The sequence below is a fragment of the Variovorax sp. 679 genome (genome assembly GCF_003952185.1).
Classification (GTDB): domain Bacteria; phylum Pseudomonadota; class Gammaproteobacteria; order Burkholderiales; family Burkholderiaceae_C; genus Variovorax.
On the sequence record NZ_RXFS01000007.1, the window covers coordinates 441,505 to 466,949 of the forward strand.

Here is a 25,445-nt window from a genome sequence, read left to right on the forward strand (position 1 = left end):
TCTTTCCATGCAGCCCACAGGTCTCGATCACCATCGGGTTCATGCAGGGCAAGGGGACTTCTCTTCTGAAGGCGAAGTTCGATATGCACCCATCAAGTCGCTCTGGTTTTCCGGCATGGCCGTCGCGGCGCTGGTCGGCGGCTGTTTCTTCCCTCGGTGGGACGCCTTTGCACTTTTCGTCTTCAGCACAGCATTCGTGCTGCTCTTCGGTCACTCGCTGGGCAGCCATCGCCAACTGATTCATCACAGCTTCCGGTGCCCTCGATGGTTGCGCCGTGCATTGATCTATTGCGGCGTTCTTGTGGGCCTGGCGGGGCCGTTGGGCATTCTTCGACAGCACGAGTTGCGCGACTACGCGCAACGCCTGCCTGTCTGCCACGACTACCTGCGGCATGGCCGTGGTTTCTGGACCGATGCCTGGTGGCAACTTCACTGCGAGCTGCACCTCTCGCGCTCCCCCAGTATCCGGATCGAACCTCTCGTTGCCAACGATCGCTTCCTGTACTGGCTCGAAAGAACCTGGATGCTGCAGCAGTTGCCTGTCGCCGCAATCTTCTACCTCTGGGGCGGCTGGGCCTTCGTTTTCTGGGGTGTATGCGCACGCGTCACCGCAGGCGTCCTGGGCCATTGGCTGATCGGCTGGTTCGCTCACAACCACGGTGCGATGAACTACGAAGTGCGCGGCGCCGCCGTGCAAGGGCGCAACATTCCGTGGACCTCGCTGCTGACCATGGGCGAAAGCTGGCACAACAACCACCATGCTTTCCCAGGCTCGGCCCGGCTTGGACTCGCGCCCGGTGAATGGGATCCGGGCTGGTGGATGCTCAGGCTGCTCGAGCGCGTCGGCCTGGTGTGGGACCTGCGTCTGCCTGAATCGCTGCCGCCGCGTCCCGAACTCGTCGAGATCCGTTCTTCAGTGATGTGACAGCAGCGGCAAGGTGAGCGTGGCCACCGCGCCGCCGCGCGATGCGTTGCCGAGATCGATGCGGCCGTGATGCAAAGCCGCGATCTCCTTCACGAATGCCAGGCCCAGCCCCGTGCTCTTCTTCTGGCTGTGCGGTCTGGCGAGCGAATAGAACTTCTCGAAGACTTTTTCCTGCGCGTATTCCGGAATGCCGGGTCCGTGGTCGCGCACGCTCAGGCGGGCGAGCTTCGATGTCGTTTCCAGCGTGAGCAGCACTTCGCTGTCGCGCGGCGAGAAGTCGATGGCGTTGTCGAGCAGGTTGCTGATCGCGCGGCGCAGCAGGAACGGGTCGCCTTCGGTGCTGGCCTCGTTGCGGATGTTCACGAGCAGCCTGATGTTGCGCTTGGCCGCGGCAGGCTGCGCACTGATGGCGATGTCGTCGATCAGCGTGGCCAGCGCCACCGGCTCGGTGCGGTCCAGTGCGCGCCGCGTCTCGAGCGCGGTGAGCTCCATCATGCGGTCGACGATTTCCTGGATGCGTTGCGTCTCGCGTTCGATGTTCTTCAGGAAACGTTCGCGCTCCGCATGCGGCATCGACGGCTCCTGCAGCAGTTCGGCGGCACCGCGAATGGCGGAGAGCGGGCTCTTCACTTCGTGCGTGAAGGTCTGGACATAGTCGGCCACGTAGTTGCGGCCAGTGAGTGCGTCGCGCATTTCGCTGAAGCCGGTGCGCACGCCATCGACCGCGCGCCGCGCCATGCGCGAAAGGCTCAGGCTGCGCTGGGCGCGCACCCAGGTCCAGTAGTCGCGGATCAGGCCGAAGGGTCGCACCAGCCAGACCGAAACGATCAACGTGAGCAGCAGCAGCGCCAACGCCGAGCCCACGCCGACCCAGATGGTTCGCCCGCGCGCGTCTTCCACGAACTGGCCGAAGCTCTGCACAGGCTTTCCGACGCTGACCATGCCGACGATCTCGTTGTTCCAGCGGATCGGCGCGCCCACGTACATCACCGAGGTACGTGGGTCACCGTCGACGTCGCGCGAGGTGCGCGCGCCGTACAGGCCGGCGAGCGTGCGGCTCACGTCGCTCCACTTCGAATAGTCGGCGCCGAGGTGCCTGCCGAGCGAATCGAACATCACGCGACCGTTGCGGTCGGTGACGTACACGCGCAGCTCGACGCGGCTCTTGTGCAGGTTGTAGATCTGCGCCGAGAACTCGCGCGCGTAGACGGTGCGGAAAAGCGGTTCGAGCCGCGCGGTGTTGATGGCGCCGGCGATCACGTCCTGCTCGACCAGGCTGGCCACGAGCTGCGAGGTCTCGACCAGTGATTCTTCCGCCGATTCGCGGTAGCGCGGATCGATGTCGGAAACGACCCGGTACAGCAGGAAGGCGATGCCCGCCGTGTAGATCAGCAGGATGCCGATGAAGATGCGCGTGCGCCGTGTCAAGGCCTGGCTCTCCCCCAGGCTTGCCCACTTCGTGTGGCCGCCAACCCCCTCGCCGGGGGCAATACCTGCGGCCCGGCAAGGCCGGTTCCGCGGTATTCCGCGAAAAGGCATGCCGGAGCCGGTGTCATGCCTTTGACGGAAGCTCTTCGTTCAGTGCGTAGCCGGTACCGCGCAGCGTGCGGATCGGCTCCACTTCCGGCGCGATCGCCTTGAGCTTGGCGCGCAAGGTCTTGATGTGCGCGTCGACCGTGCGGTCGAAGCTGTCGCTCGAGTCGTCCCAGACCAGCTCGAGCAGTTCGTCGCGCGTGAAGACGCGGCCGGGGCGCTGCACCAGCAGTCTCAGCAGGCCGTATTCGTAACGGGAGAGCTCCAGCAGGCGTCCGTAATAACGGATCTGCATGCGTTCGTTGTCGAGCGCGAATGGCATTGCGGGCGCCTGAGAGCCCGCAGGGGACGCGTGGGCCGGAATTTGATGGGGGGCCCCTTGGTTTGCGCCCGAGGCTGCTGCAGGGGCTCCTGAGCCGTTTCTGGCGCTGCGCCGCAGGATGGTCCGTACGCGCGCGACCAGTTCGCGCGGTGAAAACGGCTTGGCAATGTAGTCGTCCGCTCCCAGCTCGAGGCCCACCACGCGGTCTATTTCGTCGCTGCGGGCCGTCAGGAACACCATGGGTACCTCCGGTCCGCCCATTGACTGGTTCAGCGCCTGCAGGCGTTTGAAGAGCTCGAAACCGTTGAGATCGGGCAATCCGATGTCCAGGATGGCCAGCGCAGGCGGTTCCTGCGCGAACTGGGCGATGGCCTCTTCGGCCGTGGCGCACCAGACCGGGATGAATCCGTCGCTCTTCAGGACGTATTGAAGCGTGTCGGCGATGCCCGATTCGTCTTCGGCGATCAGGATCCGGGGTTTGAAGCTCATCCGCGAATGTTAGCGAGGGGAGGGAACCGGGAGGACCGGTTTTGTCCGGCGGCTTCCGGGACCGCCGCGGCCGTTCGCGGCTTTTTTTTCGGGCGCAGCTTTCCCTTTCCCCATCTTCTTATTCTTCTTATTCAAATTAGTAGTAGTAGATAAGGGTCGCACCCTTCTGTGGACATGCCGCTTTTTTCGTTATGCGACAAGCACTTGTCATGCAGCTGTCACTGTGCGCAGCCGTGCTTCCGGTTTGTACCCGCGACATGGACAACATTGGGTAACCCTTCGGGCCTGTGGATAAACCATGCCTTGTTCAAGAAATGTCCCCAGACTTGTCCTTTGACGGCCCTTCGAAAATCTGCGAAAGGCGGTTTTTGCCCGGAGAAATTCATTGCTGAAAAAATGGGCAATGCAAGGATTCCCCTTTTAAATCAACAGCTTGCAAGACCCCTACACAGAAGTGCCGACGTTATCCACAGAGTTGCCCAAGGTTTGTGGGGAGAACGGGCGGTGGAACCTTCTGGCGCGGGTCGCGACCTCAACGGGTCGTTGAAATTGCGGAAATACCGAACATGACACCTTCAGAAACAAAGTCGATCGTGACCCTGAGCCTGCTGGCGGCCTTCGTCGACGGCGAGAAGCACGAGCGCGAACGCGCCGAGATCAAGCGCATTGCGGAAGGCCTGTCGCAGGCCGACGGCCTGAACCTGCCGACGCTGTACCAGGACGTGCTGATGAAGCGCGTGTCGCTGGCCTCGGTGGCGGGCGAACTGAAGAGCCCCGAGTCGAGGCAGCTCGCCTATGAAATGGCGGTGTGCGTCTGCGACGCGGACGGCACGCAGTCGCAGGCGGAGCGCATGTTCCTGGCGGATGTGCGCACGTCGCTGGGGCTGGATGCATCCGCGGCGGCGTTCTCGCAGCAGGCGGAAGACATTGCCGCGGTGCCGGTGGCTGCCGCCGCGACTGCCGCCGGTACCGCGGTTGCAGCGGCCACTTCGGCGCCGAAAACCCCCGACACCGCCGAGCTCGACAAGTCGATCCTCAACGCCTCCATCCTCAACGGTGCGCTCGAGCTGCTGCCCGAGACGCTGTCGACCATGGCGATCATTCCGTTGCAGATGAAGCTGGTCTACCGCATCGGCAAGTCGTACGGCTACGAGCTCGACAGCGGCCACATCAAGGATTTCCTGGCCACGGTCGGCGTGGGCCTGACTTCGCAGTACCTGGAACAGGCCGGACGCAAGCTGCTCGGGGGCCTGCTCGGCAAGGTCGGCGGCGGCCTGCTGCGCGGACTGGGCAACCAGGCCGTGAGTTCGGGAATGAGCTTCGCATCGACCTACGCGCTCGGCCACGTCGCCAAGCGCTACTACGCCGGCGGCCGCACGCTGTCGACGCAGATGCTGAAGGACGCGTTCTCCGGCGTGGTGAAGGAAGGCCAGAGCCTGCAGACGCAGTACCTGCCCGCCATCCAGGAAAAGGCCCGAACCCTGGATGCAGGCAAAGTGCTCTCGCTCGTCCGCGGCGCCTGAGCCGTCAGTTCCAGGAACACCGAGGAACCGGCTTTGCCGGGCCTCAGGTGTTGCCCCCGGCGAGGGGGAAGGCGAAGCGACACGAAGTGCGCGAAGCCTGGGGGAGTACCTAGTTCGCGAGATCGTCGAGGATCGGGCAGTCGGGGCGCGCGTCGCCGTGGCAGCAGTGAACCAGGTGCGCCAGCGTGTTGCGCATGGACTGCATGTCGGCAATGCGCTGTTCCAGTTCGCCGAGATGCTTCTCGGCGATGCGCTTCACGCTCGAACTCGTGCGCCGCCGGTTGTTCCACAGCCCGACCAGCTCGGCGATTTCCTCCATCGAGAATCCCAGGTCGCGCGAGCGCTTGATGAAGCGCAGCGTGTGGATGTCGGCTTCGCCGTACTGGCGGTAGCCGCTCTCGGTGCGAGCCACCGCCGGCAGCAGGCCCAGTCCCTCGTAGTGGCGGACCATGCGGGCCGATACGCCCGAGCGTTGCGCCGCCTCGCCGATGGTGACGTTGCCCACTGTCATTGAACCGCGTACCCCGCGTTTTCGATGGCGGCCACGATGTCCTTGCGCGGCTGTTCGCTCAGCACGTCGACATGACCCGTTTCCAGATCGACCGTGACCTGCGCCTCGGGATCCACCGTCTGCACCGCGTTCTGCACTGCATTCACGCAGTGGCCGCAGCTCATGCCTGTGACCTGGAATTTCTGGCTCATCGTGTAGCTCCTTGAAAATGAGGGGATCGATAGGCCGCAGTTTGAACCCTCTCACGATGTCAATGTCCAGCGCAGGGGTTCTGGAACCAGCTGCTTGACCTTGACACGGTGTGAGCCTTTAGCCTTCGCACATGGAAAAACTTCAGCAGAACCCCGCCATCTCCACCTTCGACCTCTCGGTGGGCGGCATGACCTGTGCCTCCTGCGTGATGCGCGTCGAGCGTGCCCTGAAGAACGTTCCGGGCGTGCAGGACGTGAGCGTGAACCTCGCGACCGAATCGGCCCGCGTGGTGACGGGCGGCAATGAAGACATGGACGCCCGCCTGCGCCGCGCCGTGCGCGCTGCCGGCTACGAACCTCGCACGGCGGACAGCGCCGCGGATGAAGCCGCGCTGTCTCCATGGGCCGGCTTCGGTCCGGTCGCGATCGGCCTCGCGCTGTCGATTCCGCTGATGGCGCCGATGCTGGGCGATCTCTTCGGGCTCGACTGGATGCTGCCGCCCTGGGTGCAGCTGCTGCTCGCGACGCCGGTGCAGTTCTGGCTGGGCGCGCGCTTCTATCGCGCCGGCTGGCATGCGGTGAAGGCGCGCGCAGGCAACATGGACCTGCTGGTGGCGCTGGGCACCAGCGCGGCCTTCGGCCTTTCGCTCTGGCTCTGGTGGCGTGCGTCCACCGGCGAGCATGCCGGCCACGGCATGGTGCCGCACCTGTACTTCGAGGCTTCGGCGGTGGTGATCACGCTGGTGCTGCTCGGCAAGTGGCTGGAGGCGCGTGCCAAGCGCCAGGCCACTTCGGCGATCCGTGCATTGCAGCAGTTGCGGCCCGAGGTGGCCCACCTGATCGGTGCACGCGGCAAGGAAAGCGACGTGCCCCTGGCCGAGGTGATGGTGGGCGACCGCCTCGCGGTGCGGCCCGGCGAGCGGGTGCCGGCCGATGCGCGGGTGATCGAGGGGCAGTCCGAAGTCGATGAATCGATGCTCACCGGCGAGCCGCTGCCCGTGGCCAAGGGGCCGGGCGATGCGCTGACCGGTGGCGCAGTCAACGGCGACGGCCGCATGGTCGTCGAGGTGAGCGCGATCGGCGCCGAAAGCGTGCTCGCTCGCATCATCCGCCTTGTGGAGGACGCGCAGGCCGCGAAGGCGCCGATCCAGCGGCTGGTGGACAAGGTGGCGGCCGTGTTCGTGCCGGTGGTGCTGCTCATCGCGCTGGCCACGTTCGCGGGCTGGATGGTGGCGGGTGCCGGCATCGAGACGGCGCTGATCCATGCCGTGGCGGTGCTGGTCATCGCATGTCCGTGTGCGCTGGGCCTCGCGACGCCGGTCGCCGTGATGGCGGGCACGGGCGTGGCGGCACGGCATGGCGTGCTGATCAAGGATGCGCGTTCGCTGGAAATCGCGCACCGCGTCGACACCGTTGCGTTCGACAAGACCGGCACGCTGACGATCGGCCATCCGGTGCTCACGGCGCTGGTGCCCGTGGCCGGTGCAGGCGCTTCACAAGACCAGCTGCTGGCCACAGCCGCCAGCCTGCAAGGCGGCAGCGAGCACCCGCTGGCCAAGGCCGTGCTGTCGGCGGCTGCCCAGCGCAACCTGCAGGTTCCCGCACTGGGCACGATGCAGGCCTGGCCCGGTCGTGGCGTGCGCGGCGAGGTCGAAGGCGTTCAATGGGCCATCGCCAGCCTGCGCTGGTGCCGCGAGCTCGACGCGATGCCCGACGACTCGGAAGTCGACCGCCTGCAATCGCAGGGCGCAACCGTCTCTGCGCTGCTGCGCTTCGACGAAGCCGGTGCCGCGCATGTGCAGGCATTGCTCGCTTTCGCCGACGAGCCCAAGCCTCAGGCCGCTGAAGCCATTCGCACGCTGCGTGCACGCGGCCTGCGCGTGGTGATGATCTCCGGCGACAACCTGCGTGCGGCGCAGGCCATGGCAGCGCGGCTCGGTATCGCGGCAGAAGATGTGCGCGCCGACGTGCTGCCGGCCGACAAGGCGGCGCAGGTTTCGGCGCTGAGGAAGAACGGCCACGTCGTCGCGATGGTCGGCGATGGTGCCAACGATGCACCCGCACTGGCTGCGGCCGACGTGGGCATCGCGATGGCGCCTTCGGGCGGCGGCACCGACGTGGCGATGGAAGCGGCCGGCATCACGCTGATGCGCGGAGATCTCGCACTGGTGGAGCAGGCCTTCGAGCTTTCGGCACGCACGGTAGCGAAGATCCGGCAGAACCTGTTCTGGGCCTTTGCCTACAACGTGGCCGGCATTCCGCTCGCGGCCTTCGGCCTGCTCAGTCCGGTGGTGGCCGGCGCGGCCATGGCGTTGTCGAGCGTGAGCGTGATGGCCAATGCGCTGCTGCTGCGGCGCTGGAAGCCCTGAGTTTGCTGCGCCGGTCGTCCGCTCAGTCGAACAGCAGCGCCATGATGTGGTCGTCGATGGCCTGCGCATCGCCTGCACGCTTGTAGAACTTGCGCAGGGTGCCTTCGCGCTCGAAGCCGAGCTTTTCGTAGAAGCGCAGCGCCGGTGCGTTGTCGCTCTCGACGATGAGCTCGATGCGCTTGACGCCGTCCGACCTGAGCCGCTCGATCGCCTCGGTCACCATCGCCAGCGCAATGCCCTGGCCGTGCAGTGAGGGGTTCACCGCGAGCGTGCCGAGGCTGGCCACGTGCCGCACGCGACCGGGGTAGCGCGAGGCGCGATAGAAGCCGGCGACGTGGCCTTCGCGTTCGTAGATGAAGAAGTCGCGGCCGTCCAGCAGTTGCCGGTAGATCGGCTTGAAGTCCTCGAGCGGCATCGGGTCGTAGCCCAGGTAGGGCACGACCTTCTCGTGCATGTAGAGGGCGAAGACGGTGTCGATGTCTTCGGGTGTGGCCAGCCTGCGCATGATGGATGCCCCGCAACGATGAAGGCGCAGAGCATAGCGGGCCAGGCTCAGGTGATCGGGCGTTCAGGTGAAGAGCAGTACCGCCGAGATCGCCAGCAACGCCGCCTGCGCGCACCAGGCCCATCGCAGTCGAAGCCGTGAATCGAGCACGGCGCCGATGGACCAGAAGCCGCCGACCGCGAGCACGAGAAGCATCAGCCCGATCTGGAACGCGAGATCGTCGGCGCGCCAGAGAAAGGCCAGCGTCACGCCGACCCAGCATGCGAAGTGAAGTGCGGCTGAGGCGACCTGCGGGCGCGTGAGCGCGGGGTCATGGATGTGCATGGCTTCTTCCAGCGAGAACGCGGGCTCGGGGAAACGCGCCGCCACGTCGGCCGGCCGCCAGCCCGGCGACTTGAACCACACGGCGATCTTGTCTCGCCAGCGCTTCGTGTGCCAGGCGTCGCGCAGCAGCGGCGCGTAGGGGCCGAGGATGGCGCGCATCGGATCGAAGCTCGAAAGCGCCTTGCGCGTGCCGTAGACGCAGCGCTCGGTTTCTTCCGCGAAGGTGCCGAACATCCGGTCCCACACCACGAGCATGCCGCCGTAGTTGCGGTCGACGTAGCCGTCGTTCACGGCGTGATGCACGCGATGGTTCGACGGCGAAGAGAACACGCGGTCGAACCAGCCGAGCTTGCCGATGTGCTCCGTGTGGATCCAGAACTGGTAGACCAGCACGATCAGCCCCGCGAGGCCGAACTGCTCGGGCGGCACGCCCACCACCGCCATCGGCAGGTAGAAGGCCCAGCCCAGGAAGGCCACCGTGCTCTCCTGCCGCAGCGCGGTGGAGAAGTTGAAGTGCTGGCTCTGGTGGTGCACCGAGTGCGCGGCCCAGAACACGGCCGACTCGTGCCCTGCGCGATGCAGCCAGTAGTCGAAGAAGTCGAACAGCAGCACGGCGACGATCCAGCCCATGGCGCTGTCCCAGAAGCTCGGCCGCGTCCATATCGCGACCAGCGGATAGACCATCGCGTAGAGGCCGATCTGGAAGAGCTGTGTGCAGACCGCGAGCGCCTGGCTCAGCAGGCCCTGGCTCAGGCTGCCGAGCGTGTCGTTGAAGCGGTAGGTGTTGCGCCGCTTCAACCAGCCCCAGGCGAACTCGCACGCCATGAGCAGCGCGAACACCGGCACGACGAAAACGACCAGCCGATGCACCGCGCGTTTTTTCAGGAAGTATTCAGCGAATCTTCAGCGATCGGACGCGCGGCCGGCCACGATGACAGCGTTGGTGCCGCCAAAAGCGAAGGAATTGGACAGCGCATAGCGGATGCCCTTGGCCTCGCGAGCCTCGCCCTGCACGAAGTCGAGGTCGAATGCGGCATCGGGCGTCTGCAGGTTGGCGATGGGCGGCAGCGTCTCGCGCGCGAGTGCACGCAGCGCCGCGACGAGTTCGATCGCACCGCCGCCGCCGAGCACGTGGCCATGGATGGCCTTGGTCGCGCTTACGGGCACGGTGTTGCCGAACACTTCTCGGATCGATGCGGCTTCGGCTGCATCGCCGGCGGAAGTGGCTGTGCCGTGGGCATTGATGTGGCCGACTTCGGAGGCCTCGATGCCCGCGTCGCGCAGTGCGGCGCGCATCACGCGCACCTGGCCCGCGGAGTCGGGGTTGGTGATGTGCGTGCCGTCGCAGTTGGTGGCGTAGCCCGCGAGCACGAAGGGCGCGGCTTCGGCGCCGCGCGCGGCGGCATGTGCTTCGGATTCGAGCACCAGCGCGGCCGCGCCTTCGCCGATGGCAAAGCCCGCGCGGTCGCCCGAGAACGGGCGGCATGCGGAGGAGGGCGCATCGGCCGGTGGCGGCGCCATCACGCGCATGGCGTGCCAGCTGGCCATCACGCCGGGCGTGAGCATGGCGTCGTGGCCGCCGACGATGGCAACGTCGATCCAGCCGCCGCGAATCGCGCGCATCGCCTCGCCGATGGCCACGGCCGAGGAGGCGCAGGCACAGGCGTAGGCAATGGCCGAGCCGCGTGCGCCGAAGTGCAGCGCCAGTTCGGCCACGGCGGCGTTGGGCATCACCGTGAGCACGGTCGTCGGGCGCATGCGGCGCTGCTCGCCGTAGAGCGCGCTGGTGGTGTTGTCGAAGGTGCCGGCGCCCGCGAGGCCGCAGCCCCAGAAGATGCCGAGGCGATCGCGGTCGATGGTTTCGAGGTCGAGCTTCGCTTCGCCGGCCGCGTCCTGCGCGGCGGCCAGCGCCATGGCGGTGCCGCGGTCCAGCGGCAGGCGGGAGGTGCTGCGCACGCCGTTCGAATCGAAGTCGCATGCGGCGACGGCGAGCGCCATCGGGTCCATGCCCTTGATCTCCAGCGTCTGCGCGCGCACGGCCGAGCGGCCCGCGAACAGCGCTTCGTCGAAGGCCTCGACGGTGCGGCCGATGGGCGTGACGAAGCCGATGCCGCTCACGCGCACCGGCGCGGATGCGGCGCGCGCGGCCGAGGCGGCCAGCACGGCGTGGGCGGCACCGCTGCTCATGCTGTCGCTTCTGCGGGCTGGCCCGCGGTGGCGCCGGTGCTTTCCGCGTCGATCACTTCGCACAGGCGCTGCAGCGTGATGCCGGCTTCGCGCGGGTCGAGGCGGTCTTCGGGAATGCGCAGGTGGAAGGCGTCCTCGACGGCGAAGACGAACTCCATCAGCGCGAGGGAGTCGAGGCCGAGATCGGTCAGCGCGGTGGCCGGCGTGATGGCCGAGCGTTCGACGCGGAAGTCGGTCTCGAGGATCGCCGCGATGCTGTTGAAGGTGGGGGTGGAAGCGTCGGAAGAAGACATTGGAATGCTTTCCTTTCAGGCGTGGTCGAACAAGTTCGAAGATGTCAGGCGTACAGCGGATGCTCGGGCATCGTGCCATGCGCCACCGCGTCGGCGAACGACACTGTTTCGCTCACGACCTGTTGACGATCGTTGTCGATTGTGATCATGTGGTAGCTGTTGGCGACCACCACGGCACGGAATGCGCGGCAGCGAAGACCGCGCGCGAGGATGCCGAGATTGGCCACGCTGGCCACCTCGTCCTGCTGGGCATGCAGCGCGAGCACGTCGTTGCACTGCACGTTGTGGAGGTTGCGGCGCACGTGACGGATGAGCCTGTCGTGCTCGCGCAGATGACCCACGCCGATGACGGAGCTGCCGGCGCGCGAGACCTTGCGATGACGCAGCTCGCGCTCGATCCAGGCACGCACGCGCTCGTTCTTCACGCCGTAGGGCGGACGCTCGCGGTATTGCCAGAGCCTGCCGAGCGGCGTGTAGAAGGCCAGCGGCAGCAGGAACTGCGTGCGCGGAATGGCCCAGCCGTCGAAGCGCAGCGTGGTCGACATGAGCACCAGCGCATCGACCTCGCTGCCGCAGCGGATGGCCGCGCCGAGCGCGAGCGAGGAGCCGGCGGAGATGCCGACCAGCATCACGCGATCGTGCTGTTTGCGCAGCGCCTTCACCTGGGCCTGGATCGCATCGAGCCAGCGTTCGTACGGCGCTGCCCGCTGCATCGGCGCATTGGCGTCGAACGAGTAACCCTCGATCGCCAGCGGGTGCACCGGATAGCCGCGGCTGCGCAGTGCGGACTGCACGGTCAGCAACTCGTCAGGCGTGCTGCATAAACCATGGAGCAGGACCACGGCGGTGCCCTGCACTTCCGGAGGCACAAGGCTCAGGAGATCGGAGGGTTCACGCGCGCTCATCGTGTGGCGCAGGCCACGAAAGTGGCCCGTGTTTCATCGTGCTGTCGTATGCTCATGTTGCGTTTATCGCTTGGAGCGACTGACCGGCCGCTGACCCGTCGTTCGCTAGGCAGATTACCCCCAAACCATTCAAAGACCATGCGAATTCTGCTCGTTGAAGACGACACCGTCCTGCGCGATGTGATGGTGCGCAGCCTCGCCGATGCCGGCCATCGCGTGGATGTGTCGACCAACGTCGAGGATGCCGACCACCTGTGGCGCGTGCAGCCCTTCGATGCAGTGCTGCTCGACCTCAACCTGCCGGCCACCGCAAGCCCCACCAGCGGCCTCGCAAGCGGCCTCACCGCGCTGCGACAGGCACGCGCGCGGGGCGACCGGACACCGGTGCTCGTGCTCACCGCGCGCGGACGCACCGAGGAGCGCATTGCGGGCCTCGACGCGGGTGCCGACGACTACCTCGGCAAGCCCTTCGACCTGGCCGAGGTCGAAGCCCGCCTGCGCGCACTGGTGCGCCGCGCGAAGGGCACCGAAGACGTCGTGCTGCTGGGCCAGCTGAAGCTCGACCGCAAGGCACGCCGCTTCTCCACCGCGAGCGGCCCGCTCGACCTGCCGGCGCGCGAGTTCGAGGTGCTGTGGGAACTCATGAGCCCGCCGGGCCGCACCGTGAGCAAGCGTGCGCTGTCCGACAAGCTCTCGAGCTTCGACGAATCGCTCGGCGACAACGCGCTCGAGGCCTTCATCTCCCGCCTGCGCAAGAAGCTGCAAGGCACTGGCGCAAGCATCCGCACGCTGCGCGGCATCGGCTACCTGCTCGAAGCCGAGGTGTGATCCGCGCGTGACCGGCCAGGAGCAGACCACCGAATCGCCACCGGCGCCGGCAGTGCGCGCGCCGTCGCTCACGCGCCGCGTGCTGCGCAACGTGCTGGTGCCGCTGGCGCTCACGTGGATGGTCGGCGCGGTCATCGCGCTGGTCATTGCCAACTACTTCTCCGAACAGGCCTTCGACCGCGGCATGCTCGACGACGCCTATGCGCTGTCGGCCAACGTGCAGGCCGGCGAACGCGGCATCGAGCTGATGCTCACGCCGCGCGAGGTGGCCACCGTGCTCTTCGACCAGGTCGACAAGGTGTACTTCGCGGTGCAGCGGCTCGATGGCACGCTGATCTCGGGGCAGCCCGGCCTGAAGGCACCGCTGCCGGTGGACGGCTCGCGCTACCGCTTTGCCGACGTGGACTACGAGGGCAGCACGCTGCGCGCGGTGGTGCTCGAACACGATGCCGAGCCCGACATCAGCATGCCCTATCGCGTGATCATCGCGCAGACCACGCTGAGCCGGACGGCGCTGGTGCGGCAGCTGCTGGGCTACGCGCTGGCGCCGCAGATCCTGCTGCTCGTGCTGCTCGCGATCTGGCTCTGGTACGGCATTCGCAGCGACCTGCGCCCGCTCGGCGACCTGCAGCGCGCGCTCGACCGTCGCGACGTGCGCGACCTGTCCCCGGTGGCTGTGGCGCACACATCGCGCGAACTCCAGCGCCTCGGCAACGCGGTGAACTCGCTCTTCGAGAGGCTCAGCAACAGCGTGCAGGCGCAACGCGAGTTCGTGGGCAACGTGGCGCACGAGCTGCGCACGCCGCTGGCGGGCATTCGCGCGCTGGCCGAATACGGACTGGCGCAGCACGACTCCAAGGTGTGGCGCGAGCAGCTGGAGCGCGTGTCGGAACGGCAGGCGCGCGCCAGCCACCTGATCGACCAGCTGCTTGCGCTTGCGCTGGCCGAGGAGGCGCGCACCGAGCTCAAGCGCGTGCCGGTGCGGCTCGACGTGCTGGCCGAGCAGACGGTGCTGCGGCACCTTGCGCGTGCCGACGCGCGGGGTGTCGACCTGGGTGCGCGCGGCCTCGATGACGGCGTTGTCGTGAGTGCCAACGAGGCGCTGGTCGAAGGCATCCTCGACAACCTGATCGACAACGCGCTGCGCTATGGCGGGCGCACCATCACCGTCGAGCTGGCGGGCCACACGCTGAGCGTGATCGACGACGGGCCGGGCATTCCGCTCGAAGCGCAGCGCGACCTGATGCAGCGCTGGTCACAAGGGCCCGCGGGGGAGAAGCTGGGGCAGGGCTCGGGGCTGGGGCTGTCGATCGTCTCGCGCTATGCGGAGCTGCTGGGCGCGGAGCTGCGGCTCGAAGCGGCCGAGCCCACGGGCCTGCGCGTGAGCGTGGCGTTCGGCGAGGCGATCTAGGGCGTCTGCAGCGGCGTACCCTGGTGGAACGCCATGCGCCAGCGACCGGCGCGGCGTTGCCACAGTGAGCTGCGCAGCGAGTCCGCGGCGGGGCGCTGTGAAGTGGCTTCACGGTGTGCGCGATAGGTGACCAGCGCCACGTCGGGCGCCATGCGCAGCACGCGAAAGTCCGACATCGTCCGTTCCGAAAAGGCCTCGTCGCGCAGCGCTTCGATGATGGCGTCGCGTGTCCACACGGTGCCCGAGACGCCGAGTTCATGGAAGTCGTCGTCCAGCAGTTCCTCGAGTCGCGCGGCGCTCGCGCGCACCTCGCGAAGATGCAGTGCGCCTTCGAGTTTCAGCAGCAGCGCATCGAGATCGTCGTCTGGCACGGCCTCGTAGAGTTCGAGCGGAAGGCCGTCGGGATCGGCGAAGAAGGTGAAGCGCCGCCCCGTGAATTCGTCGGTGCGCAGCGGTTCGACGGCGATGCCCTGCGCCGCGAGTTCGTCGGCCGCGGCCTGCACGTCGGGCACCTCGAAGGAGAGGTGCCGCAGCCCCTGGGCCTCGGGCCGAGTGAGGCGCGCGGGTGCATCGGGAAAGGAGAAGAGTTCGATCTGCGAGCCGTCGGGCAGCGCCAGGTCGAGCTTGTACGAGTCGCGCGCGGCGCGGTAGTTTTCGGCGACCACGCGCAGGCCCAGCACCTCCGTGTAGAAGCGCTTCGACACCGCGTAGTCGGAGCAGATGATGGCGACGTGGTGAATGCGGGCGAGCTGCATCGTGCTCATTGCTTCAGTTGCTTGCGCAGGAAGACGCGGGTGCGTTCCGCGAAGGCGAGGCGCTTGTATTCGACGTAGCCGATGCGCTCGTAGAGCGCGCGGTTCTCGGTCATCTTCTCGTTGGTGAAGAGGTAGATCGAGTCATGCCCTTGCCGCAGTGCCTCGCGCTCGGCCAGTTCGAGCAGCGCGCGGCCCAGGCCCGTGCCCTGCTGGCCGGGACGCACCGCAATCACGTCGATGAGGAAGCCTTCGTCGGTGACGTCGAGCACCAGCGCGGCGATGGTCCGGTCCTCTTGCGTGGCAATCCACACCTGCGCATTCGCGATCGCCGCGCCGTAGTCCTTGGTCATCGGAATCGGCGTGAGGCCCAGGCGCGGGATGTAGTGGCGGAAGGCCTCGACGGCGCAGTCGGCGATGGATGCAGCGTCGCTCTCCGTCGCGCGCCGGATGGTCCACGCCGTCATGCGTCGAATTCCACTTCGCCCTCGATCTCGACGGGGATGCCGAACGGCAGCTCGGCCATGCCCACGGCGCTGCGCGAATGCGCGCCGATGTCGGGGCCGAAGACTTCGAGGATGAGGTCGGAGAAGCCATTGATGACGGCCGGCTGCCGGTCGAAACCGGGAGCGCAGGCGACCATGCCGAACACGCGCGTCCACGCGGCGATGCGGTCGAGATCGCCGAGAGCGCGTTGCAGGCTGCCGAGCATCGCGAGCCCGGTGAGGCGCGCGGCGGCGTAGCCCTGTTCGACGCTCAGTTCGCGGCCCAGCTTGCCGAGCGGCGCGGCGATGGTGCCGTCTGCGTTGAGCGGGCCGTGGCCCGAGATCAAGGCGCGCCGGCCGACGATGCGCACGAATTGAAAGGGCAGCACGACACCGGGCGGCGGCGTCACTGCAGGCGGAAGAACGAGGCCGAGCGCGGCCAGTCGTTGCTCGATGCGGGCCATGGCATTTCTCTCCTTGGGGCGGCGGACACGAAGCGTCCGCCGCATCTTGCCATGGCCCCTGCGGGCTCAGGCCAGCGCCGGATAGTCCGTGTAGCCCTTGGCGCCGCCGCCGTACATCGTGGCCTTGTCGAGCGGGTTCAGCGGCGCGTTCTCGCGCAGGCGGCGAACGAGGTCGGGGTTGGAGATGAAGGGCTTGCCGAAGGCCACGAGGTCGTCGCCTTCCTTCAGGGCTTCTTCAGCCAGTGGCTTGTCGTAGCCGTTGTTCACCATCCATGCGCCCTTGCCGCCGGCCTGGCGGTACGCGGCCTTGAGGGCTTCGTAGTCGAAGGGGCGGTCCTCGATCTCGCGCGGGCCGCCGGTGGCGCCTTCGATGATGTGGATGTAGGCGAGGTCGAGCGATGCGAGCTGCTTCACCACGTAGGTGAAGAGGGGCTGCGGGTTGCTGTCGTGCGCATCGTTGGCCGGCGTCACGGGCGACAGGCGGATGCCGGTCTTGCCGCCGCCGACGGCGTCGACTACCGCGCGCGTGGCTTCGAGCAGCAGGCGGGCGCGGTTCTCGATGCTGCCGCCGTAGTCGTCGGTGCGCTTGTTGCTGCCGTCCTTCAGGAACTGGTCGAGCAGGTAGCCGTTGGCGCCATGGACTTCCACGCCGTCGAAGCCGGCGGTCTCGACCGCGCTGCGAGCGGCCACCGCGTAGGCGTGCACGATGCCGGGCAGCTCGCCCGCGTCGAGCGCGCGCGGCTCGGAGGTGTCGACGAAGGTCGGCACACCGTCCTTGATGAGCACGGTCTTGGTCTTGGCGGTGATGGCCGAGGGCGCGACGGGCTTTCCGCCACCGGGTTGCAGTTCGTTGTGCGAGACACGGCCCACGTGCCACAGCTGCACCACGATCTTTCCGCCCTTTGCGTGCACGGCGTCGGTCACGCGCTTCCAGCTGTCGAGCTGCTCGGTGCCGTAGAGGCCGGGCACGTCGGAATAGCCCTGGCCCTGGTGGCTGATGGCGGTGGCCTCGGTGATGAGAAGGCCGGCACTGGCGCGCTGGGCGTAGTAGGTGGCGGCGATGTCGGGTGGGATGGCGTTCGGCGAGCGGTTGCGCGTGAGCGGCGCCATGACGACGCGGTTGGCGAGCTTCAGGTCGCCGGCCTGTACGGGGTCGAAGAGGGTGGACATCGTGCGATCGAAAGCAGAGTTGAAACAGGCGCAAGGCTAAGCGCGCAGCCTCAACCCTGCTGTCGCACGGTTGACGGATTGGTGCTAAGGAAGCAGCGCCAGCAATGCGGGGCTCACGCGCATGGGCACGGCCAGCAGGATCTGCCCCATGCCTTTGCCGAGCGGATCGTTGCGCAGCGAGGCCATGCCGCCGCCGCCGAGTGCCTGTTCGCAGACGAAGTTGAAGGCGTCGATGCCGGGCACCTCGTAGCGCGTGACGCGGCCCTTGACCAGGTGCGCGAGCCATTCGGCCACGCGCGTCTCGGTGAGCTGCTCGCGCAGCAGCGGAAGCAGGTCGGGGTGGCGTGCGATGACGCCGATGTTCGATGTGTCGCCCTTGTCGCCGCTGCGAGCCCATGCAAGGCGCAGCAATGGCACTTCGATGCTGTCCGCGGCGGGGGTGTCGATCGTCGTCTGGGTGGCTCTGGCAGGCGAAGAGATGGCGTTGGCCGCTTTGTTGGCGGGCGCACCGTCTGTGCGTGGAACATCGATGCGCTCTCCATCGATGGTCACTGCTGCGTCGACCTGCGACTTGTCGAGCAGGAACGCGTACTGCCGGATCGACGGCGACGCGGAAGCCCGTCCACCACCCGCGCCGGTGGTGCCCGGTGCCCACGACGTGCCTGCAGGCGCGACCTCCCGCGCGAACAGCTCCAGCGCCTCCTTGCGCGGATGCGTCACCGCGAGCCGCAGCACAGCCTCGCGCGTCTGCAATGCCTGTGCATGCGGGCCGTAGCAGGACTCCGCGCCCAGCACCTCGATCTGCGTGCCGCTGTAGGGGCCGAAGCCGTATTGCGAGAACAGTGCGCTCGTGCGCGCGAGGATCGCTTCGCCCGTGCGCCTCGCCTTGGCCACTGCATCGAAGCCGACGATGGTGAGTTGCGCCGCTGTCTTGAAGCCGTCGACGTAGGTGGCGCTGACCTTGTAGCTCGCGGTGGGCGCACGGCCGCGCGCGCCGTGCACGCGCACACGGTGCTCGCCGGCCTGCTCGATGCGCACCTGCGTGAAGTCGGCCACCACGTCGGGCAGCAGGTAGGCGGCGGGGTCGCCGATCTCGTAGAGCATCTGCTCGCCCACCACTGCGGGCGTGATCTTGCCGCCGGTGCTCGCGGGCTTGGTGACGACGAAGCTGCCGTCGGCGCTGCATTCGACGATGGGATAGCCGATGTTCGGCCAGTCGGGCACGGTGTCCCAGTCGGTGTGCAGGCCGCCGGTGGCCTGGCAGCCGCATTCGATGATGTGGCCCGCGAGGCTGCCTGCGGCGAGAAGGTCGAGGTCGCTCGGCTGCCACTTGAACTCGTGCATGAGCACGCCGAGCGTGACGGCCGAGTCGACGCAGCGGCCGGTGATGACGACCTGCGCGCCCGCATCGAGCGCTGCCTGGATCGGACGTGCGCCGAGGTACGCGTTGGCGGTGAGCACGCGTTCGGGCAGCGCGGCGCCGTTCTGCAGTTCGCGCACGGGTGGTTGCGACTGGCGCAGTTGCGGCAGCAGGGGAGACACGTCGTCGCCGCTCACCACGGCGATCTTCAGCGATATGCCCTGCTCGGCGGCCAGCGCCGCCAGCGCGTCGGCACAGCCTTGCGGATTGACGCCGCCCGCGTTGCTCACCACGCGGATGCCTTGTTTCACGACGTCCTTCAACACGGACTTCATCGCCACCGAGACGAAGTCGGTCGCATAGCCGAGCTCGGGCTTCTTGAGCCGCGCGCCCGCGAGGATCGACATGGTGAGTTCGGCAAGGTAGTCGAACACGAGGTAGTCGATCTGGCCGCTGCCCACGAGCTGCGGCGCGCCCACGCTGCTGTCGCCCCAGAAGCCGGAGGCGCCGCCGATGCGGACGATGCGCTCGTTGTTCTGATTGCTGCTCATCGGCCGCTCCATTGCGGTTTGCGCTTCTCGCGGAAGGCTAGCTGTCCTTCGGCTGCGTCCTCGGTGAGAGCGAACAGGCCGATCTGGCTCTCGGTGAAGGCCATCGATTCCTCGAAGGCCATCGCCTCGATCTTCTTCATGGTGTAGAGGCCGCGGCGGATGGCGGCGGGCGACTTGTCGAGCATGCGGCCGAGCAGCCAGTCGACGCTTTCGTCGACGTCGTCGCTCACGCGGTTGACGAGATTCAGTTCGAGCGCCTGTGTAGCGTCCATGGGTTCGCCGGTGATGCACATCTCGGCCAGCACGCGGCGCGGCAGCAGGCCGCCGAGCACGCTGAGCACCTGTGCAGGGAAGAGGCCGACCTTCACCTCGGGCAGGCCGAACACGGCCTGGCTGCTCGCCACTGCCATGTCGCACATCGCCATGAGGCCCATGCCGCCGGCCATGCAGGCGCCGTTGACGCGCGCGATCAGCGGCACGGTCGATTGCCGGGCCTGTCGGAAGAGATTGGCGAAGCCCTGGTAGGGCGCGGCGTAGTCGAACTTGAAGGAGGTGCCGCTCTGCAGGTCGGCGCCCGCGCAGAAGGCGCGAGTGCCGGCGCCGGTGATGACCACGGCGCGCACGGCGCTGTCGTTGTTGGCGCGGGCAATGGCGTCGCCCAGGCCGGTGAGCACGGCGGCGTTGATGGCGTTGCGGCGCTCTTCGCGCTCGATGGTGAGCCACATGACGGGCCCGCGCATCTCTTCGCGCAGTTCGGCGGGTGGAGGGGTTTCGGGCATGGCGCGGATTCCTTCTTCGGTCGGCTGGAGTTCTGCCCGTAGCGTCGCGCGAAAAAAAAGCCGCATCGTGCGGCTTGTGGCTGAAGCGGCCCGGGTTTTCCCTAGGAGGGTCTCGGGCCGCTTCAATGCTTCTGCTCGCTTTTGCGAGCTTCGTATTACTTCAGAAGGCCTTCAGCCTTCATCGCATCCTGAACGGCGGGGCGGGCGCCCACGCGTGCATGCCAGGCGAGCAGGTTGGGAAAGTCGGAGATGTCCACGCCGGTGGGCTTGGTCCAGTTGGTGACGGTGAACAGGTAGCCGTCGGCCACGCTGAAGTGCTCGCCCATCAGGTACTCCTTGCCGGCCAGCTCCTTGTCGAGCCACTGGAAGCGCGACTTGAGCTTGTCCTTGAAGATGCTCTTGGCTTCCTCGGGCATGTTCGGGTTGAACAGCGGGCTGAAGCCCTTGTGCACCTCGGTGCCGATGAAGGTCAGCCATTCCTGCAGGCGATAGCGCTGCATGGTCCCGGCGGCCGGTGCGAGGTTCTTGGTGGGTGCCAGGTCGGCGATGTACTGGAGGATGGCGGGGCCTTCGCGCAGGCGGGTGCCGTCGTCGAGCTCGAGCATCGGCACGTAGCCCAGCGGGTTGATGCCGTAGTAGTCGGTGCCGTCCTGCAGCTTGTGGCTCTTGGTGCTGGCCAGCACGGGTTCGGCGGCGATGCCCGCTTCATGCAGCGCGATGTGAGGGGAGAGCGAGCAGGCGCCGGGCGAGTAGTACAGCTTCATTCGAAAACTCCAGTGATGACGAGGTTGGTTGACTGATTGTTATGAGGAACCGCAGCGGATGCTAGCGGGTTTGGCGGCCTCGCGTTTTTGTCCTACGACCGCATGCGCGGGGCGACTATCGGGCGCACTCACCGCGCTTTCTAAGCTGCCTCGCACGGCGGGCAAGGCCTGCTGCAAGGAGTACCAGGATGTTGAAGTACGCGATCATCTTTGCGGTCATCTCCCTCGTGGCCGGCCTGCTCGGCTTCGGCGGCGTCGCGGCGGGCGCCGCCGGCATCGCGAAGCTGCTGTTCGGCCTGTTCCTGGTGCTGGCGGTGCTGTTCGTTGTTCTGGCCGCGCTGGGCGTGGGTGCGGTGAAGAAGGCGCTCGACTGATGCACCTCTCGCACATCGAGGCGCAGCTCGACTACGAGGTGGTCGCGCCAGCCCACATGCTGCTCAACATCGAGGCGGCGCGCTCGGACATGCAGACCGTCATCAAGGAGAAGCTGGCGATCGAGCCGGCGACCCCGATGCGGTTGTTCTGCGACGAGGGCAGCGGCAACCGCTTCATTCGCTTCGACGCGAAGCCGGGGCCGCTGAAGATCCGCTACCGGGCCAGCGTGCAGCGCGCGCACGCGGTGGTGCCGACCGATCTGGGCGAGATGCCGGTCAGCGAGGTACCCGACGAGGTGCTGCACTACACGATGCCCACGCGCTACTGCGAGTCGGACCTGATGTCGCGCTGCGCGCAGCAACTCTTCGGCGACCTGCCGGCCGGCATCGGCCGGGTGCAGGCCATCGTCGACTGGATCCACGAGAGCATTTCCTATGAGCCGGGCAGCAGCGACTCGACCACGACCGCGCGCGAAGTGTTCGTGGCACGCGCAGGCGTGTGCCGCGACTTCGCGCACCTGGGCATCACCTTCTGCCGCGCGCTCAACATTCCGGCGCGGCTGGTGGTCGGCTACGTGTGGTTCGACGAGCCGCCGCAGGATTTCCACGCGGTGCTCGAGGCCTGGCTCGGCGGGCGATGGGTGCTGTTCGATCCGACGCGCATGGCGCCGGTCGATCGGCTGGTGCGCGTGGGCACGGGGCGCGACGCGAAGGACGTGGCCTTCTGCACGATCTTCGGCAACGTGCGCATGACGGACAAGAAGCTCGTCGTTCGCGAGTTGCAGGACGAGAGCCTGCAGCCGTCGGTGGCGCCGGCGCCCAGCGGCGAGCTGATCGGCATCGAGAAGCCGATGCCTTTGGCGCAGGCGGCCGAAGCGACGGACTGAAGCGGATAGTTTGCTATTAAAAACATAGCAAACTATCAAGAATGCATGGGTCTCTGAAGGCGATTTGGCATGCCCCTCTAGCTTGTCCACACAAGGGGCGCAGATCGGTCCGGCCGATTAAAATCAGTGCCCCTTTTGCGCCGCGCACGCGTCAGTTGTGCGCCCCCATTTCCAAATGCTGTACCCCGAAGAATTCGACGTGATCGTCGTCGGCGGTGGCCATGCCGGCACCGAGGCCGCGCTCGCCGCCGCGCGCATGGGCGCCAAGACGCTGCTGCTCTCCCACAACATCGAGACGCTGGGGCAGATGAGCTGCAATCCGTCGATCGGCGGCATCGGCAAGGGCCACCTGGTGAAGGAGGTCGATGCGCTCGGCGGTGCGATGGCGATTGCCACCGATGAAGCCGGCATCCAGTTCCGTATCCTCAATTCGAGCAAGGGACCGGCCGTGCGCGCGACCCGCGCCCAGGCCGACCGCGTTCTGTACAAGGCGGCCATCCGCCACCGGCTGGAGAACCAGCCGAATCTGAGCCTGTTCCAGCAAGCCGTCGACGACCTGATGGTGGAGGGCGATCGCGTTGTCGGCGCCGTCACGCAGGTGGGCATTGCTTTCCGCGCGCGCACCGTGGTGCTGACGGCGGGTACTTTTCTCGACGGCCGCATCCACGTCGGGCTCGACAACTACCAGGCCGGCCGCGCGGGCGACCCGCCGGCCGTCAGCCTGTCGGCGCGGCTCAAGGAACTGAAGCTGCCGCAGGGTCGGCTCAAGACGGGTACGCCGCCGCGGCTCGACGGCCGCAGCATCGATTTCTCGAAGTGCACGGAACAACCCGGCGACGGCATGCCCGGTGGGGCAGGGCCGATGCCGGTGTTCAGCTTCATGGGCCGCGTGGACATGCATCCGCAGCAGATGCCCTGCTGGATCACGCACACCAACGCGCGCACGCACGAGATCATCCGCTCGGGCTTCGACCGCAGCCCGATGTTCACCGGCAAGATCGACGGCGTGGGGCCGCGCTACTGCCCGAGCGTGGAAGACAAGATCAATCGCTTTGCCGACAAGGAAAGCCACCAGATCTTCCTGGAGCCCGAAGGCCTGACGACCAACGAATACTACCCGAACGGGATCTCGACCAGCTTGCCGTTCGACATCCAGTACCAGCTGGTGCGTTCGATGCCAGGGCTGGAGAACGCCCACATCCTGCGGCCGGGCTACGCCATCGAGTACGACTACTTCGATCCGCGCGAGCTCAAGAGCAGCTTCGAGACGCGTTCGGTGAAGGGCCTGTTCTTCGCCGGGCAGATCAACGGCACGACCGGCTATGAAGAGGCGGCGGCCCAGGGGCTGTTCGCCGGCATCAATGCCGCGCTGCAATGCCGTGGCGAAGATGCCTGGCTGCCGCGCCGTGACGAAGCCTATCTGGGCGTGCTGGTCGACGACCTGATCACCAAGGGTGTGACCGAGCCGTACCGCATGTTCACCAGCCGCGCGGAGTTCCGTCTGCAGCTGCGCGAAGACAACGCCGACATGCGCCTCACCGAAACCGGCCGCAAGCTGGGCCTGGTGGACGATGCGCGCTGGGACGCTTTCAGCCGCAAGCGCGATGCTGTTTCACGTGAAACAGAGCGCCTCAAGTCGATCTGGGTGAACCCGCGCAACCTGCCGGCTTCGGAGTCGGAGCGGGTGCTGGGCAAGGCCATCGACCACGAATACAACCTGGCCGACCTGCTGCGCCGGCCCGACGTGAGCTACGAAACTCTGATGACGCTGGACGGCGGCAAGTACGGTGCCCCGGCGGCGCTGAGCGGAACCGAGATCGAGCAGATCGAGATCTCGGCCAAGTACTCCGGCTATATCGAACGCCAGCACGATGAAGTCGAGCGCGCCGCGCACTTCGAGAACCTGAAGCTGCCGGCTGATTTCGACTACGGCCAGGTCAAGGCGCTGAGTTTCGAGGTGCGCCAGAAGCTGGACAAGCACCGGCCGGAAACGCTGGGCTTGGCCTCGCGCATCTCCGGGGTGACGCCGGCCGCCATCTCCTTGCTGATGATCCACCTGCGCAAGGGCGGTCACAAAGCCTTCGCCCGCGACGCCGCCAACTCCACGGAAGCAGCCACCGAGCCGCAGTCCGCCGAATGACGGCGCCGATCGATACGCTGCGCGCCGGCGCAGCCGCCATGGGCGTGGCGCTGACCGATCTCCAGGCCGAACAGTTGTTGGCCTACGGCACGCTGATGCTCAAGTGGAACAAGGTCTACAACCTCACGGCGCTGCGCGATCCGGCCAGCGTGCTGACGCACCATTTGCTCGATAGCCTGGCGGCCGTCGCACCCCTGCAGCGCGAGTGGGCAGGGAAGGGCAAGCTGCTGGACGTGGGCTCAGGCGGCGGTTTGCCCGGCGTGGTGATTGCCATCATGCGGCCCGATCTCGAGGTGAGCTGCCTCGATGCGGTCGCCAAGAAGGCCGCCTTCGTGCAGCAAGTGGCTGCCGAATTGGAGCTGCGAAACCTTCGCGGACTGCACGCCCGGGTCGAATCCCTGGTCGGCAGCTACGAAGTCATCAGCTCTCGCGCCTTCGCCTCGTTGCCCGATTTCTTCAACGGCTCGATGAACCTGCTCGCACAGGGTGGCGTCTGGCTGGCCATGAAGGGCAAGGTGCCGACCGATGAACTCGCCGCCTTGCCGAAGGGCGTGTCTGTGTTTCACGTGGAACAACTGATGGTTCCGGGCCTGGATGCCGAGCGCTGCATCGTCTGGGCGCGCAAGGAAGCGGCCGAAATCAGCGCCTGAATCCGCAAAAGAAGCGGCGACACCGGTAAAAGCCGGTGTCGGAACAGTCCTGGCGGCGGTGTGCTCGCTTAGACTCGATGCCTCCCTCTGGTCCCATTCCCGGCTCGCTTTTTCGAGGCAAATCCCATGTTCGGCATCGCTGACTACGGCGCATTCGTCGCCGCCATCGTCCTGTTCCTTCTGATTCCCGGTCCGGGCAATCTGGCACTGATTACCTCGACGAGCAAAGGCGGCATTCGCGGTGGATTGGCTGCGACGGCCGGCGTGATCATCGGCGACCAGTTCCTGCTGTGGGCGGCAGTGGCGGGCGTATCGGCCGTGATGGCCGCCTACCCGGCTGCCTTCAAGGCAGTGCAGTGGTTGGGCGCCGCCTACCTGGCGTGGATGGGCATCAAGATGCTGTTGGCCAAGCCCGGCTCGGCGCCGATCTTCAACATCAAACCCAGCCATTTCATGCGCCAGGCTTTCACCATCACGCTGCTGAACCCCAAGGCCATCGTGTTCTACATGGCCTTCTTCCCGCTGTTCGTGGACCCGGCCCGGCACCAGGGCCTGATCACCTTCGGCGCGATGGCGGTGACGATTGCCGCGCTGACCTTCCTGTACGGCCTGACCTCGACGCTGCTCACGCACTTCCTGGCCGAGCGCATCCGCGCCAATCCCCGCATTTCCACCACGCTCGAAAAGCTTGCCGGCACCTTCCTGATCGCCTTCGGCGTCAAGCTCGCAATCTCGCGCTGATCGATCGATCCC

At 66.8% G+C, this 25,445-nt stretch carries 26 protein-coding genes; 10 read left to right on the top strand and 16 right to left on the bottom strand.

The window, feature by feature from the left end; genetic code table 11:
* Positions 1-7: 7 nt before the first annotated feature.
* On the top strand, positions 8-925 hold the full coding sequence (locus EJO71_RS20495; protein ID WP_125950197.1) for an acyl-CoA desaturase: 918 nt from the start codon (positions 8-10) through the stop codon (positions 923-925).
* Here the strand turns inward: EJO71_RS20495 and creC are convergent.
* On the bottom strand, positions 914-2,353 hold the full coding sequence (creC, locus tag EJO71_RS20500; RefSeq protein ID WP_125950196.1) for a two-component system sensor histidine kinase CreC: 1,440 nt from the start codon (positions 2,351-2,353) through the stop codon (positions 914-916). The two genes, EJO71_RS20495 and creC, sit on opposite strands and share 12 nt — an antisense overlap.
* 124 nt (positions 2,354-2,477) lie before the next feature.
* Positions 2,478-3,269 carry a two-component system response regulator CreB gene (gene creB / locus EJO71_RS20505; RefSeq protein ID WP_125950195.1) on the bottom strand — a complete coding sequence of 264 codons (792 nt, stop codon included), beginning with the start codon at positions 3,267-3,269 and terminating at the stop codon, positions 2,478-2,480.
* A gap of 566 nt (positions 3,270-3,835) precedes the next feature.
* Here creB and EJO71_RS20510 point away from each other — a divergent pair.
* Positions 3,836-4,792 (top strand): TerB family tellurite resistance protein, encoded by a 957-nt coding sequence (locus EJO71_RS20510; RefSeq protein ID WP_125950194.1) that lies wholly within the window; start codon positions 3,836-3,838, stop codon positions 4,790-4,792.
* 109 nt (positions 4,793-4,901) lie between these two features.
* On the opposite strand, the gene cueR is transcribed toward EJO71_RS20510, so the two are convergent.
* Positions 4,902-5,303 carry a Cu(I)-responsive transcriptional regulator gene (cueR, locus tag EJO71_RS20515; protein WP_093300364.1) on the bottom strand — a complete coding sequence of 134 codons (402 nt, stop codon included), beginning with the start codon at positions 5,301-5,303 and terminating at the stop codon, positions 4,902-4,904.
* The gene (locus tag EJO71_RS20520) at positions 5,300-5,494 is read right to left on the bottom strand and encodes a cation transporter (protein WP_019653627.1); all 195 of its coding nucleotides are present in this window, start codon (positions 5,492-5,494) and stop codon (positions 5,300-5,302) included. Before EJO71_RS20520 ends, cueR begins: the two co-directional genes overlap by 4 nt.
* 131 nt (positions 5,495-5,625) lie before the next feature.
* On the opposite strand from EJO71_RS20520, the gene EJO71_RS20525 reads away from it, so the two are divergent.
* Entirely contained in the window at positions 5,626-7,863 is a 2,238-nt protein-coding gene (locus EJO71_RS20525; RefSeq protein ID WP_125950193.1) for a heavy metal translocating P-type ATPase, read from the top strand.
* A 22-nt stretch (positions 7,864-7,885) separates the two neighbouring features.
* Here the strand turns inward: EJO71_RS20525 and EJO71_RS20530 are convergent, their stop codons facing one another.
* The 5 genes from EJO71_RS20530 to EJO71_RS20550 all read right to left on the bottom strand — a co-directional run bounded on the left by EJO71_RS20530 (position 7,886) and on the right by EJO71_RS20550 (position 12,077).
* Positions 7,886-8,368, bottom strand: coding sequence for a GNAT family N-acetyltransferase (locus tag EJO71_RS20530; protein ID WP_206169032.1), 483 nt, complete (start codon positions 8,366-8,368; stop codon positions 7,886-7,888).
* A gap of 63 nt (positions 8,369-8,431) precedes the next feature.
* A complete protein-coding gene (locus EJO71_RS20535) occupies positions 8,432-9,562 on the bottom strand; it encodes a sterol desaturase family protein (RefSeq protein ID WP_125950191.1) in 1,131 nt (376 codons plus the stop codon).
* Positions 9,563-9,595: 33 nt separating this feature from the next.
* Positions 9,596-10,879: a beta-ketoacyl-[acyl-carrier-protein] synthase family protein gene (locus tag EJO71_RS20540; protein ID WP_125950190.1), complete on the bottom strand. Its 1,284-nt coding sequence runs from the start codon at positions 10,877-10,879 to the stop codon at positions 9,596-9,598.
* Positions 10,876-11,172 (bottom strand): phosphopantetheine-binding protein, encoded by a 297-nt coding sequence (locus EJO71_RS20545; RefSeq protein WP_125950189.1) that lies wholly within the window; start codon positions 11,170-11,172, stop codon positions 10,876-10,878. Before EJO71_RS20545 ends, EJO71_RS20540 begins: the two co-directional genes overlap by 4 nt.
* Positions 11,173-11,216: 44 nt before the next feature.
* Positions 11,217-12,077: an alpha/beta fold hydrolase gene (locus EJO71_RS20550; RefSeq protein ID WP_125950188.1), complete on the bottom strand. Its 861-nt coding sequence runs from the start codon at positions 12,075-12,077 to the stop codon at positions 11,217-11,219.
* Between the two features lie 138 nt (positions 12,078-12,215).
* On the opposite strand from EJO71_RS20550, the gene EJO71_RS20555 reads away from it, so the two are divergent.
* Both EJO71_RS20555 and EJO71_RS20560 read left to right on the top strand, forming a co-directional pair.
* On the top strand, positions 12,216-12,905 hold the full coding sequence (locus EJO71_RS20555) for a response regulator transcription factor (RefSeq protein ID WP_125950187.1): 690 nt from the start codon (positions 12,216-12,218) through the stop codon (positions 12,903-12,905).
* Between the two features lie 7 nt (positions 12,906-12,912).
* Positions 12,913-14,316 (top strand): sensor histidine kinase, encoded by a 1,404-nt coding sequence (locus tag EJO71_RS20560; RefSeq protein ID WP_125950186.1) that lies wholly within the window; start codon positions 12,913-12,915, stop codon positions 14,314-14,316.
* Here the strand turns inward: EJO71_RS20560 and EJO71_RS20565 are convergent.
* The 7 genes from EJO71_RS20565 to gstA form a co-directional block, all read right to left on the bottom strand.
* The gene (locus tag EJO71_RS20565) at positions 14,313-15,080 is read right to left on the bottom strand and encodes a VOC family protein (protein ID WP_240651450.1); all 768 of its coding nucleotides are present in this window, start codon (positions 15,078-15,080) and stop codon (positions 14,313-14,315) included. The two genes, EJO71_RS20560 and EJO71_RS20565, sit on opposite strands and share 4 nt — an antisense overlap.
* The gene (locus EJO71_RS20570) at positions 15,077-15,535 is read right to left on the bottom strand and encodes a GNAT family N-acetyltransferase (protein WP_125950185.1); all 459 of its coding nucleotides are present in this window, start codon (positions 15,533-15,535) and stop codon (positions 15,077-15,079) included. Before EJO71_RS20570 ends, EJO71_RS20565 begins: the two co-directional genes overlap by 4 nt.
* Positions 15,532-16,017 carry a RidA family protein gene (locus EJO71_RS20575; RefSeq protein WP_125950184.1) on the bottom strand — a complete coding sequence of 162 codons (486 nt, stop codon included), beginning with the start codon at positions 16,015-16,017 and terminating at the stop codon, positions 15,532-15,534. The genes EJO71_RS20570 and EJO71_RS20575 overlap by 4 nt, the downstream gene beginning before the upstream one ends.
* A gap of 66 nt (positions 16,018-16,083) precedes the next feature.
* A complete protein-coding gene (locus tag EJO71_RS20580; RefSeq protein ID WP_125950183.1) occupies positions 16,084-17,187 on the bottom strand; it encodes an alkene reductase in 1,104 nt (367 codons plus the stop codon).
* A gap of 84 nt (positions 17,188-17,271) precedes the next feature.
* Positions 17,272-19,098, bottom strand: coding sequence for an acyclic terpene utilization AtuA family protein (locus EJO71_RS20585; protein ID WP_125950182.1), 1,827 nt, complete (start codon positions 19,096-19,098; stop codon positions 17,272-17,274).
* The gene (locus EJO71_RS20590; RefSeq protein ID WP_125950181.1) at positions 19,095-19,877 is read right to left on the bottom strand and encodes an enoyl-CoA hydratase/isomerase family protein; all 783 of its coding nucleotides are present in this window, start codon (positions 19,875-19,877) and stop codon (positions 19,095-19,097) included. Before EJO71_RS20590 ends, EJO71_RS20585 begins: the two co-directional genes overlap by 4 nt.
* A 155-nt stretch (positions 19,878-20,032) precedes the next feature.
* Entirely contained in the window at positions 20,033-20,641 is a 609-nt protein-coding gene (gstA, locus tag EJO71_RS20595) for a glutathione transferase GstA (protein ID WP_125950180.1), read from the bottom strand.
* 188 nt (positions 20,642-20,829) lie between these two features.
* Here gstA and EJO71_RS20600 point away from each other — a divergent pair, with 188 nt between their 5' ends.
* The 5 genes from EJO71_RS20600 (at position 20,830) to EJO71_RS20620 (ending at position 25,433) form a co-directional block, all read left to right on the top strand.
* Positions 20,830-21,015 (top strand): DUF1328 family protein, encoded by a 186-nt coding sequence (locus tag EJO71_RS20600; RefSeq protein WP_013538518.1) that lies wholly within the window; start codon positions 20,830-20,832, stop codon positions 21,013-21,015.
* Positions 21,015-21,902: a transglutaminase family protein gene (locus EJO71_RS20605; protein ID WP_125950179.1), complete on the top strand. Its 888-nt coding sequence runs from the start codon at positions 21,015-21,017 to the stop codon at positions 21,900-21,902. The genes EJO71_RS20600 and EJO71_RS20605 overlap by 1 nt, the downstream gene beginning before the upstream one ends.
* Positions 21,903-22,077: 175 nt before the next feature.
* Entirely contained in the window at positions 22,078-24,042 is a 1,965-nt protein-coding gene (mnmG, locus tag EJO71_RS20610) for a tRNA uridine-5-carboxymethylaminomethyl(34) synthesis enzyme MnmG (protein WP_125950178.1), read from the top strand.
* Entirely contained in the window at positions 24,039-24,692 is a 654-nt protein-coding gene (gene rsmG / locus EJO71_RS20615; protein WP_125950177.1) for a 16S rRNA (guanine(527)-N(7))-methyltransferase RsmG, read from the top strand. Before mnmG ends, rsmG begins: the two co-directional genes overlap by 4 nt.
* Before the next feature lie 126 nt (positions 24,693-24,818).
* Positions 24,819-25,433 (top strand): LysE family transporter, encoded by a 615-nt coding sequence (locus tag EJO71_RS20620; protein ID WP_125950176.1) that lies wholly within the window; start codon positions 24,819-24,821, stop codon positions 25,431-25,433.
* The last annotated feature ends 12 nt before the right edge of the window (positions 25,434-25,445 follow it).